Consider the following 11896-nt stretch of genomic DNA (forward strand, 5'->3'; position numbering starts at 1 on the left):
AGACTATGAAAAATTTTTCATTAGCAGATTTGAAGGCGATCACAGAATGAAACAAAGGCTGAAAGTGGGTGAAATTGCGGCACTGAGCGGCGTCTCGATCAGCACGGTGTCGCGCGTACTGGCGGGTAAAGCCAATACCCGGCCCGCCACCCGCGATAAAGTGCTGGCCGTGGCGCAGCAGCAGGGCGTGCTGACCAATCTGCATAGCGGTCGCCTGCTGCTGAATAACCTGATGGTCTTTGCCCCGCCCCGCGCCTTCGATGTACGCAGTGATATTTTTTATTACAAGGTCATTCAGGGGATCAGTCAGGCGGTGGAGCCGCATGAAGTGCGGCTGCGCTACTGCCCCCTGGAAGAGGTGGAAAGTGATGCGGCATTGTTTATCGATAAGATGCAGCAGACCGAAGCGGCGCTGCTGATTGGCATTGATGATGAGCATATTCATCAGCTGGCGGCAGAGATGAACAAACCCTGCGTGCTGATTAACGCCCGAGATCGTCGTATGCGCCTGCCCTCGGTCTCGCCGCATCATCAGCTGATCGGAGAGTTTTCAGCGCGTTATCTGTTTGAGCAGGGACACCGGCAAATTCTCTCGCTGCACTGCCTGCGCCGCTACACCATGGAGCAGCGACTTCAGGGCGTCCGGGACGCCTGGCACGCCATGAACCTGCGCTTTGACAGTCGTCAGCATCTGCTGACCCTCAACAGTTTCAGCAGCAATGAGGCAGCGGAACGGCTGGGTGAATATCTGCGCCATTGCCCTGATGCGCTGCGCCCTACGGCGATTCTCGCCAGCGGCGATTACATTGCAGCAGGTGCCGTCACGGCCCTGGAGCAGGCTGGTTTACGGGTACCGCAGGATATTTCGGTGATGAGCATGGATGGGTTTAACCTGGCCGCTATCCACGATATTCCGCTGACCTCGGTGCAGGTGCCGCGTGATGAGCTGGGTGCGGCGGCAGTGAGAATGCTGCAGGAGATGCGGCTGAATCCCGGAACGCCGACCGGCAGTCTGCTACTGAATGGCAGGCTGGTGGTGCGTGAGTCGGTGCGACGCATCCGCGATAATCTCAGCCATGCGCCGGTCCAGCAGCATGGCCTTTATGATTGATCCAGCATTGATTATCCCAGCGTCGACTCATTCCGCGCGGGTTAACCCAGCGTTTTCAGCCGCAGTTCCGATGGCTGAGGCCGTCCAAACAGGAAGCCCTGGAACAGCGTACAGCCTTCGTCGCGCAGCTTAGCAAACTGCTCATCGCTCTCTACCCCTTCGGCGGTGATCTGGATATCCAGACTGCGGCTCATGCCGGTGATGGCGCGGATAATCGCCAGCGCCTCGCGGCTGTCGCCCATATCGTTGATAAACGATTTGTCGATTTTAATTTTGTCGAACGGGAAAGAGCGCAGATAGCTCAGCGACGAATAGCCGGTGCCGAAATCATCCAGTGCAATCTGTACGCCCAGCGCTTTGAGATTTTGCAGCGTCCGGATGTTTCCCAGTGAGTCATCCAGCAGCACCGATTCGGTAATCTCGACTTCCAGCCGCGCCGGATCAAGACCCGACTCCTTCAGCGCACCTTCCACCACCGGCACCAGCGAGCTGTTTTTAAACTGCAGCGGAGAGAGGTTGACCGAAACCGACTGCTCCCCTTCCCAGCTCGCCGCTTCACGACAGGCTTCATAGAGTGCAAACGCCCCCAGCATATGAATCAGGCCGGTCTCTTCCGCAATCGGGATGAAGTCATTAGGCATGATCAAGCCACGAATCGGATGATGCCAGCGCATCAGCGCCTCGTAGCCAATAATGGTGTGATGATCGCCGTTGGTGATGGGCTGATAGTAGAGCCGAAGGTGTCCGCCGCTGATCGCATCACGCAGATCGTTTTCAATCAGGCGCCGACTGCGCGCCACATCATCCATCTCCAGCGTAAAGTGTTCATAACGATTGCGGCCATTGCGCTTGGCTTCATACAGCGCCATGTCAGCACAGCGCAGCAGCTGCTCCGGCGTATTAGTGATGGTGGTGCTAAGCGCAATGCCCACGCTCAGCCCCACCGACAGATTATGGCCTTCAATGTTAACCGGTGGACGAATCGCCTCGATCAGGCGCTGAGCTACTGCGCTCGCCTCATCATTACCGGCGACGTGAGGCAGCACGATGGCGAACTCATCGCCACCAATACGCGCCAGCGTATCCTGATCACGCAGCGCGTTGCGCAGACGCTTAGCCACGCTGCGCAACAGCTCATCGCCAATCTGGTGACCCAGCGCATCGTTCACATTTTTAAAGTTATCAAGGTCAAGGCAGAGCGCAGCAGTCTGGCGTTGCATCTGTCCAGCGGTGCGTAAGGCTTCGCTCAGACGCTGGCGGAACAAAATGCGGTTAGGCAGGCTGGTCAGGTTGTCATGATGCGCCATATGGTGAATTCGGGCATCGGCTGCGCGCTGGTCGGTGACATCTTCCACTAGCAGCATTAAGTAGTTACGACGTGCATCCTGACCATTAATCGCGGTCGCGCGGGTATGCAGGATACGCTCGCCGCTGGCGGTCATCAGCAGTTGCTCACGCTCATGCATGCCCTCACTGCGCAGCGCAACATCGGCCAGATTATTGAAGTAGTCACTGAGTTCAGGGGACATGCATTCGTGCGGGCGCTTGTTGACGATCAGTGATTTCGACAGGCCGAACAGCTGCTGAGTGCGGTCGTTAACCAGCAGAATTTCACGTGTGATCGCATCTTCCACAATCACGCAGGAGGGAATGTTCGCGATGATGTTATCGAGAAATTTGGACAGCGCGGTTTTCTGAGTGCTCTGAGCTTCAGCCAGATCGCGGGCGCGCAGAATCTGCTGCTCCTGCTCACGGCGTTCGGTGCGATCACGCGTGATTTTGGCGAAACCGACCAGCTTACCGTCATCATCGTGGATGGCGTCGATCACCACATGCGCCCAGAAAGCGCTGCCATCTTTGCGGTAACGCCAGCCCTCATCTTCAAAGCGGCCAGTTTTGAGCGCGATACCGAGGTTAGCTTCCGGCGTCCGGTTCAGCCGCTCATGGGAACTGTAGAACAGTGAGAAGTGCTGACCGACCACTTCTTCTGCCTTATATCCTTTGGCGCGCTCGGCACCGGCATTCCAGTTCACCACCACGCCGTCGACGTCGAGCATATAGATGGCGTAATCAGTGACGCCCTCTACCAGCAGACGGAAACGCTGCTCCTGCTCCCGCTGCTCACTGCGAATGCGCTGCTGTTCGGTGCAGTCACGGGTGATTTTGGCGTAGCCCAACAATTGGCCCTGATCGCCGCGGATCGTGTCGATCACGACATGCGCCCAGAAGGCGCTGCCATCTTTGCGATAACGCCAGCCCTCATCTTCAAAACGGCCGGTGCGATACGCGGTTTGCAGGTTCTGCTCCGGGACATGGTTCAGCCGATCCTGCGCGCTGTAAAAGCGGGAGAAATGCTGACCGACGATCTCTTCTGCCACATAGCCTTTGGCCCGCTGTGCACCCGCGTTCCAGTTCACCACGTTGCCGTCATGATCGAGCATGTAGATGGCGTAATCGGTGACGCCTTCCACCAGCAGACGGAAGCGCGACTCCTGCTCCCGCTCTTTGTGTTGCTGCTCCTGCTGCCGGGTACAGTCACGGCAGATAGCGGCGAATCCGACCAGCCGGGCCACTTCATTGCGGATCGGATAGATCACCACATGCGCCCAGAAGGTGCTGCCATCTTTACGACAGCGCCAGCCTTCGGTTTCAAACCGTCCGGCGTTCGCCGCAATATCGAGTTCACGCTGCAGCTGACCGCGACGACGATCCTCTTCGTTGTAAAACAGGGTGGCGTGCTGACCAATAATTTCGTCTGGCCTGTAACCCAGGACGTGCAGGCCTCCGCCGTTCCAGCTGGCGACGGTTCCGTCCGGTTTAAGCATGGTGATCGCATAATCGATCACGCTTTGTACCAGCATGCGATAGATGACATCAGAGTTATTATCCATTGTTATTTGCCTGCTGCTCGATAGCCGGGTAGTGGCTTAGGAATGTTCTTAATAAACTGGCCGAGACTAAAGCGGAAAAGGTCTGCAAACACAAGCGCATTAAGAAGAATAACTAATATTAGCAGGTGATATATCGGCAGCGGCGGACAAATATTCAATGGAATGACAACAGGATTAGGCCCATGGCATTAACGTTTAAAAGAGATTTCAGGCCAGAAAAGCAAAGCGCGAGCCGTGCTCGCGCTTAACCATTTCACGACGGACGCAGGTCTCTACAGGTCCATCTGTTGCTGTAAATGCATGGCGGCAATCGGCTGCCAGATCTCCGTCAATGCGCCCTCTTTACCGGTGAAAGGGTCCTGCGTCGGCAGTGGCACTTTTTTTACCTGTTCCTGGGCCATTTTCAGCTTAGCCGGTTCATCACGCAGCGTCTCCGGCGACATGCCGTGCGGATAGGCACCAATCACCATGAAGTCGTCGCTGGCGCTGACCTGACGATGGCCGACGCCTGCCGGAATCAGCACCGCATCACCGGCGCGCAGCGTCACCATCCGGCCACTGTCGCCGCCAAACAGTACTTCTGCCCAGCCCTCCGCCACGCCCAGCAATTCATGGGTGTTGGGATGAAAGTGGGTGTAGGGAAAAATCGGATAGCGCCAGGCGGGTGGCCAGCCGTTCTCTTCAAACGTTTTCTCAAACCACGTCGCGATTTCCTCATCTTCCGGCACCACGCGCGGCCAGATAATCAGAGGTAACGGGTTATTCGGGACGCCACCCGACGGGATGCCAAGCATAAGATGCTGAGGATTATCAGAAGCCCCGGCCGAGAAAGTGCCTGCGGCAAAGGACATCATTAACATCAGGCTGGAGGATGAGGCACACATACAGGTTCTCCGGTTTTTTATTAAGTGTGGCAAACCCGCGGCACAATGCAATGTGCGCCAGACAACACATTTTGGATAATTGACTGATATTGCTGCCTAAAGCCAAATGTATCGTTAACAATAGGGCAAGAGTGTGCATGGGTGGCAGAGGGTAGCGGTTTTTACTGCGGCAAAGTGTTGCAAAATGTCAGGTGGGAGGATGGCCAACAACTGTTTTATCAACTGTTATATAAAAAATGCACGAATCTGTTTCTGATATGCTTGACTGTTATCTGTTGTAATAGCTAACAGATGACAGTGAGGTAACAAATGGACGCTATTAAACAAATCCTGATTGACGAGATCGCTACGCTTAATCGCGAAGAACGTCGCGACAATTTGCCGCGCTTTAGCCTCTCGTTTCTGAAAAAACACCCCGGCCTCTGGGCAGTCATGTATCTCTGCTACGGCCTGTGCGTGGCGCTGATTTTCTCTACCGAGATGCTCGGCTGGCCCGCCTTCTGGTTTGCCACCGCATTTGTGCTGGTCATGAGTGTTCTGATGCTGCTGGATATCAATCCGAAATATCGCTTTGAAGATATTGATGCACTCGATCTGCGCGTCTGCTACAACGGCGAGTGGTATTACATTCAGCCCGTGCGCGAGCAGGCTATCTCTCGCATTCTGTCGCTGCCTGAAGCACCGGAACGGGTGAAGACAGGCATCCAGCGTCTGCTGACGCAAAAAGGGGAAGTGGACTTCTATGATGTCTACTACCTGACCTGGGGTCACCAGGAAGCGGCGCAGGTTTAATCTGCCAGCGGCTTCGCCATCAACTGACCCAGCGTTTCTATTGCCGCCTCGGCCCGGCTATCCCACGGCCAGGCGGTATTCAGCCGAAAACAGTGGCTGAACTGCTCTCCTGCCGAAAATAACTGCCCCGGTGCAATGCTGATCCCCTTCGCCAGCGCCTGCTGATAGAGCCGGGTCGTATTAATATGGTCCGGCAGTGTCACCCAAAGAAAATAGCCCCCGCGCCCTTCACTGACCGTTGACTGCGGTGGCAGTACTTTCAGTAATGCCTGGCGCACCATTTGCTGTCGTTTCGCCAGAATCTGTCGCAGCCGCTTAAGATGGGTGTCGTAACGCCGCGTAGCGAGGAAATCGGCCAGCGCCAGCTGCATTGGCGCGCTGGTAGAAAGCGTGCTCATCAGCTGAAGCCGCTGAATGCGCTGCGCATGTTGCCCTGCCGCAACCCAGCCAACGCGAAATCCTGCCACCAGCGACTTTGAAAACGAGCCGCAATGCAGCACGTTCCCCTGACGATCCCAGGCTTTAGCCGGCAGCGGCGCAACATCACCCGCCCAGAGTTCGGCATAGACATCATCTTCAATCATCGGCACCTGATAACGCGCCAGTAGTTCGACCAGCTCTTGTTTACGCTCCGGGGTTAAGGTCACGCTCAGCGGATTTTGTAGCGTCGTCATCAGCCAGCAGGCTTTCACCGGCCAGCGCTGCAGGGCCTCCTCCAACTGGGCAAGGTCGATGCCCTGCTTTGCATCGACCGGAATTGCCAGCGCCTTGAGTTTGAGCCGTTCAATCGCCTGCAGCGCACCATAAAAACCCGGATGCTCAATTATCACGTAATCGCCCGGCTCGGTCAGGGACTGCAGGCTGAGATTGAGTGCCTCCAGTGCCCCGCTGGTGATGACAATTTCATCCGGCGACAGCGTAATGCCCTGGCGCGCATAGCGCTGGGCCAGCAGCTGTCGCAGCGTGGCGTTGCCAGGCGGCAGATTGTGCAGCGCATCCGTTGGGGTGAGATGATGAGAGACGTTTGCCAGCGAGCGCATGAGCTGGCGCTGCGGAAACAGAGCGGGATCAGGGAAAGCAGAACCAAACGGCACGATGGCGGGATCGCGCGTGGCCTGCAATACATCAAACACAAAGTCGTTGATATCAACCTGTTCGCTGATCGCCACGCTCAGCGGTGCGGGCGCCAGGGCACGCGGTGCCACGTAGTAACCTGACTGAGGACGAGAAACGATCCAGCCCTGGCTTTCCAGCAACTCATAGGCATGCAACACGGTCATCAGGCTGACACCCTGCTGCGCAACCTGCTGACGCAACGAAGGTAAACGGGTGCCTGGCAGCCAGATGCCGGCCTCTATTTGCTGCTGAATCTCATCCATCAATCGCTGGTATTTCGCCACGGGTCGCCTCTCCCTGTTTTACCGTGAATAATCTGGCCGCGAGACTTTACCACGGCAGGCGATCAATGACAGGCGGTGCGAATCGCTTATCGTCTCAATTCACGCGGATGCTACGCTGTGTCAGGTGTGTCAGATCGCAGCAACCTGCGGTGTCAGCAGCGGTTCAGCTTCACTCATCTGGCGGATATCCGTAACGACCTCTTCGTCTTCTGCTACCACAAAGTTAGCCAGCTCCGGCACCTGTTCCGCGGGAACCGGCCTGCCCAGCAGGAAGCCCTGCAGCGTATTGCAACCCAGGCCGGTCAGAAAGGCCTGCTGTTCAGCGGTTTCAACGCCCTCGGCCACCACTTTCAATTGCAGTGACTGCGCCAGTGCCACAATCGCCGACACGATGGTGGCATCTTCCGGCTGATGCTGGAGTTCATTCACAAAGGCCCGATCGATCTTAAGTTCGCTGGCCGGTAGCCTTTTCAGGTAGAGCAGGCTGGAGTAGCCGGTGCCAAAGTCATCAATCGAGGCTTTCACCCCAAGCTGAGTCAGCTGGGTGAGAATACGCACACTCTCATCGGGATCGCGCATCGCAGTGGTTTCCGTCACCTCCAGCGTCAACAGTTCGGCCGGAATCTGATGTTTTGCCAGCGCATCTACCACTGTCTCTACCAGATTCGATTGCTCAAACTGCAGCGCCGACAGGTTCACCGCCACTGACCAGTCCGTATGGCCCTGCAAATGCCACTGGCGCAACTGGCGACACGCTTCATTAATCACCCAATTGCCGATGTTGACAATCATCCCGGTTTTTTCCGCCATTGGCAGAAATTTGTCAGGCGATAACAGACCCCGCTTTGGATGTTCCCAGCGCAGCAGCGCTTCGAAACCAAGAAGCGGGCCGCGTGGCGCGCAATATTTTGGCTGATAGAACAGGCGCAGCTCATTGTTATCCAGCGCCTGCCAGAGATCATTGTTCAGCTGAAGCTGGCTCTGCGCCTGAATGTTCATTGAGGGCTGAAAAAAGGTGTAACCATTGCGGCCATTATTTTTGGTGTGATACATCGCCGCATCGGCGTTGAACATCAGTTCACGCTCATCCTCGCCATCGCCAGGATAGACAGCGATGCCGAGGCTCAGCGAGACCACCAGCTCATAGCGTGAGATATCAAACGGACGGTCCACCGCTTTCACCAGTTTATCGGCAATGGCCGCCGCATCGTTGGGATCGTCGATCTCCACCAGCAGTACAAACTCATCACCGCCGAGTCGCGCCAGCGTGTAATAGCCAGCCATCTGCTGGCTCATCCGCTCGGTCACACCCACCAGCAGACGGTCGCCAATGTGATGCCCGAACGCGTCGTTAACCGCCTTAAATCCGTCCAGATCCATAAACATCAGGGCAAACAGCGTCTGCTCACGATTGGCTTTGTTGATCGCCTGTTCCAGTCGATCTTCCAGCAGAATGCGGTTTGGCAGGCGAGTCAGATTGTCGTGCAGCGCCAGCTGTGCCAGCTCGCGGTTCGCTTCAGCCAGTGAGCTGGCGAGAATGGAGGTGCGCGCCTGCATCCGCGCATCCAGCATCGAGACCAGCAGAGTAATCCCCAGGATTGAGATAGTGACTACCGTGACCAGAATCGCCAGCCAGTTACTGTTAACGCCCTGCCCCATCGAATGGCTGTGAGCGGGAAACTCTGCCGCCATCATGCCGGTGTAGTGCATGCCCGCAATCGCACAGCCCATCACTACGGATGCGCCAATACGCAGCAGGGTCACCCGGCCAGTCTGACCTTCACGCAGGTTAAACGCCAGCCACAGCGCTGCGCCAGAAGCGGCGAGCGCGATCACCACCGAAAGGCCTATCCAGCCCCACCGCCAGACAATACCCGGCGAGAACATCAGGGCTGCCATCCCGGTATAGTGCATCGCCACGACGCCGCTGCCGAGAATCAGTGCGCCGCCCGCCAGGCGCGGCAGGGGCAAATCGCCACTGCAGACCAGCCACAGGGCAAATATCGATGCGCAGACCGCGATGGCAGCGGAGAAGGCGGTCAGCCCGGCGTTGTAGCTCATCACCATCTCCATGTTCATCGACAACATGCCAATGAAGTGCATCGCCCAGATGCCGATGCCCATGGAGAAACCGCCGCCAAACAGCCAGACCAGCGCGACTTTGCCCGTGGAGTGCACCACCCGTCCCGCCATATCTAAGGCGGTAAACGAAGCCAGCATCGCGACAAGAACGGAGACGATGACGATAAAAGAGTCGTATGAGGTTGCTAACATAGTGCGTTCCCGCGAAAAGCCGTGCTTGTGTTTAGGTAAGGGATTTTTAAAACTTCTTTTCTTAATTATCGGCACTGCCCGCCGGTTAATGAGCCGCGAACCCTGCATCTTTCCACTCACTCTGAGTGCTGAAATCTATCGTCAGCGTCAGACGGATGCTGATGCCAGAGGGGGTCGCAGTCCGGCAAAACGAAACGCCTCTATGCGATCCGCTGGCGTCGGCTTGCCCAGCAGATATCCCTGCAGCGCATCAAAGCCCAGGCTGGTGAGCAGGTGCTGCTGCTCTTCTGTCTCAACCCCTTCCGCCACCATGCGCAGGTTAAGACTCTGCGCCAGGGTCAGCATGGCGCTGACCACGGTCGCATCTTCACTGCCGGGTCGCAGGCAGTTAATAAAGCTGCGGTCGATTTTGAGTTCGCTGGCATCCAGATCTTTCAGATGCAACAGGTTGGCATAGCCGATGCCAAAATTATCAATGGCCACACTGACGCCCGCCTGCTGCAGTTCACGAATACGTTGCTGGCTGAAGAGGGGATCACGCATGGCAATCGCTTCCGTGATTTCCAGCATCAGTGCGCTGCCTGACAACTGGTAACGCGCCAGCGTCTGCATCAGCGTGTGGAGTAAATCACGCTGGTGAAACTGCAACGCGGAGAGATTGACCGAGACCGTCCAGTCGCTGTTGCCCTGGTTATGCCAGATTTTCAGCTGACGGCAGGCCTCATCCATCACCCAGTTGCCCAGTGCAACGATCTGGCCAGTTTTTTCGGCGCGCGGCAGAAACAGCTCAGGCGTCAGCAACCCGCGTTGCGGATGCTGCCAGCGCAGCAGTGCTTCAAATCCCATTAGCCGTGTGCCGCCGGAACGGAATTTGGGCTGATAAAAGAGTCGCATCTGTTGCCGATCGATCGCCTCCCACAGATCGTTTGCCAGCGCCAGCTGATGCTGCGTTGCATCACTCATCGCCGGCTCAAACAGGCACCAGCCGTTACGTCCGCTGTGTTTAGTGTGGTACATCGCCGAGTCGGCATTGAATAACAGCTCCTGCCGGTTACGACCGTGCAGCGGGAATATCGCAATGCCCGCACTGAGGGAAACGTGTAACACATAGCGATCCAGTTCAAACGGCGTACTGATCACTTTGACCAGTTTTTGCGCCAGCTGACGGGCTGGAGTGATATCACATGTCTCCGCCATCAGTACAAATTCATCGCCTCCCAGACGCACCAGCAGCATCGTGTTGCTGAGCTGGCTACGCAGCCGTTCCGACACGGCCACCAGCAACCGATCACCGACGTGGTGTCCCCAGGTGTCATTGACCGCTTTGAACCCATCAAGATCCATGTAGATCACGGCAAAGCGATTTTCGTTGAGCATAGCCTGTTTAATCGCCAGATCGAGCTGCTGCTCCAGCATGGCCCGATTGGGTAGCGCGGTCAGATTGTCATGCATTGCCAGCTGACGCAGTTCCTGGTTAGCGTGTCTGAGTCGGGTCGCCAGTCGCGCGGCACGCAGTTGGGCATCCAGCATGGAACTCAGCAGCGTAATGCCCAGAATAATCAGCGTAATGAGCGTTACCCAAACCGCCAGTCCTGGATTGCTCACACCACCCGGCTGCATCATACTGCTCTCGCTGAATCGGGCTGCCGACATGCCGACATAATGCATACCAGCAATGGCCATACCCATCACCAGTGAGGCCAGTCCCCGCATCAGCAGCAGATGATGGTCACCCTGGCGCAGATGAAACGCCAGCCACAGCGCCACGCCCGAAGCAACAAACGCAATGATCACGGAGAGCACTACCCGCAGCTGATTCCACTCAGGTCGCGGCTCAATCAGCAGCGCATACATGCCGAGGTAGTGCATCACGACAATCCCTGAACTCAGGATCAGTGTGCCGCGCAGTAACCGATAACGGGTGAGATGCAGGCCGCCTGCTGTCTGGCCAAAAGCAAACATTGACGCCATGATCGCCACCAGCAGCGAGAGTATCGTCAGCCGCGTGTCATAGCGCATCGTCATCGGCATCATCATCGCCAGCATACCAATGAAATGCATTGCCCAGACGCCAATCCCCATCGCAGTACCGCCTGCCAGCAACCAGAATCGGGCGCTCCAGCCACGGGATACCGCCACCCTTCCGGCAGTATCCAGCGCTGTAAATGAGGCAATAAACGCGACGATCAGCGAAACGCAGATCAAAACGCTATCCCAGGTGACAAGCAACATGTGCAGCTCCTCACCACCCGCTGAGAAACGGGTGCTGTGTAAAGTCAGAAAATGATTCAAAAAACACCCATTGGGTGAAAGTCATTAAATTTCGGTTTTTTGTTATCCCGGAGGCCCGGTAAAGCGCGCCCCCAGACGCAGGGCATTTTAAACCTGCATCTTATTTCCCGCCTGCTGAGACAGCCGGTAAATCGTTATTATGTCTGATTGGTAAAGGAACATATCACCGAAGCGGAAAGCATGCCAGAGACCGAAAAAACAAAGAGTTTTCTTTTTCTTTCTTGCTTTTATGGCTTGCTGTTACTGGGTTAT

At 56.3% G+C, this 11896-nt stretch carries 7 protein-coding genes; 2 read left to right on the forward strand and 5 right to left on the reverse strand.

Going from position 1 to position 11896, the window contains the following annotated elements:
- Positions 1–46 precede the first annotated feature (46 nt).
- Entirely contained in the window at positions 47–1111 is a 1065-nt protein-coding gene (locus tag H7K52_RS12985; protein ID WP_003848500.1) for a LacI family DNA-binding transcriptional regulator, read from the forward strand.
- A gap of 41 nt (positions 1112–1152) precedes the next feature.
- Here the strand turns inward: H7K52_RS12985 and H7K52_RS12990 are convergent, their stop codons facing one another.
- Positions 1153–4002, reverse strand: coding sequence for a bifunctional diguanylate cyclase/phosphodiesterase (locus H7K52_RS12990; RefSeq protein ID WP_078804974.1), 2850 nt, complete (start codon positions 4000–4002; stop codon positions 1153–1155).
- A gap of 272 nt (positions 4003–4274) precedes the next feature.
- Complete coding sequence (locus H7K52_RS12995) at positions 4275–4886, reverse strand: cupin domain-containing protein (protein ID WP_003848496.1); 612 nt, start codon at positions 4884–4886, stop codon at positions 4275–4277.
- Between the two features lie 309 nt (positions 4887–5195).
- On the opposite strand from H7K52_RS12995, the gene H7K52_RS13000 reads away from it, so the two are divergent.
- Positions 5196–5678 (forward strand): YlaC family protein, encoded by a 483-nt coding sequence (locus H7K52_RS13000; RefSeq protein ID WP_003848494.1) that lies wholly within the window; start codon positions 5196–5198, stop codon positions 5676–5678.
- Here the strand turns inward: H7K52_RS13000 and H7K52_RS13005 are convergent.
- The 3 genes from H7K52_RS13005 to H7K52_RS13015 all read right to left on the reverse strand — a co-directional run bounded on the left by H7K52_RS13005 (position 5675) and on the right by H7K52_RS13015 (position 11584).
- Positions 5675–7078, reverse strand: coding sequence for an aminotransferase-like domain-containing protein (locus tag H7K52_RS13005; RefSeq protein WP_105099908.1), 1404 nt, complete (start codon positions 7076–7078; stop codon positions 5675–5677). The two genes, H7K52_RS13000 and H7K52_RS13005, sit on opposite strands and share 4 nt — an antisense overlap.
- Before the next feature lie 129 nt (positions 7079–7207).
- A complete protein-coding gene (locus tag H7K52_RS13010; RefSeq protein ID WP_182630111.1) occupies positions 7208–9352 on the reverse strand; it encodes a putative bifunctional diguanylate cyclase/phosphodiesterase in 2145 nt (714 codons plus the stop codon).
- A gap of 147 nt (positions 9353–9499) precedes the next feature.
- A complete protein-coding gene (locus H7K52_RS13015) occupies positions 9500–11584 on the reverse strand; it encodes a putative bifunctional diguanylate cyclase/phosphodiesterase (protein WP_182630112.1) in 2085 nt (694 codons plus the stop codon).
- Between the last annotated feature and the right edge of the window lie 312 nt (positions 11585–11896).

It is taken from the genome of Pantoea hericii (assembly GCF_014155795.1).
In the GTDB taxonomy this organism is placed as follows: Bacteria; Pseudomonadota; Gammaproteobacteria; order Enterobacterales; family Enterobacteriaceae; genus Pantoea; species Pantoea eucalypti.

Excerpts from the sequence above, each read along its gene's own strand:
- H7K52_RS12985 (WP_003848500.1), top strand. The coding sequence starts at position 47 with ATGAAACAAAGGCTGAAAGTGGGTGAAATTGCGGCACTGAGCGGCGTC.
- H7K52_RS12990 (WP_078804974.1), bottom strand. The coding sequence starts at position 4,002 with ATGGATAATAACTCTGATGTCATCTATCGCATGCTGGTACAAAGCGTG.
- H7K52_RS12995 (WP_003848496.1), bottom strand. The coding sequence starts at position 4,886 with ATGTGTGCCTCATCCTCCAGCCTGATGTTAATGATGTCCTTTGCCGCA.
- H7K52_RS13000 (WP_003848494.1), top strand. The coding sequence starts at position 5,196 with ATGGACGCTATTAAACAAATCCTGATTGACGAGATCGCTACGCTTAAT.
- H7K52_RS13010 (WP_182630111.1), bottom strand. The coding sequence starts at position 9,352 with ATGTTAGCAACCTCATACGACTCTTTTATCGTCATCGTCTCCGTTCTT.
- H7K52_RS13015 (WP_182630112.1), bottom strand. The coding sequence starts at position 11,584 with ATGTTGCTTGTCACCTGGGATAGCGTTTTGATCTGCGTTTCGCTGATC.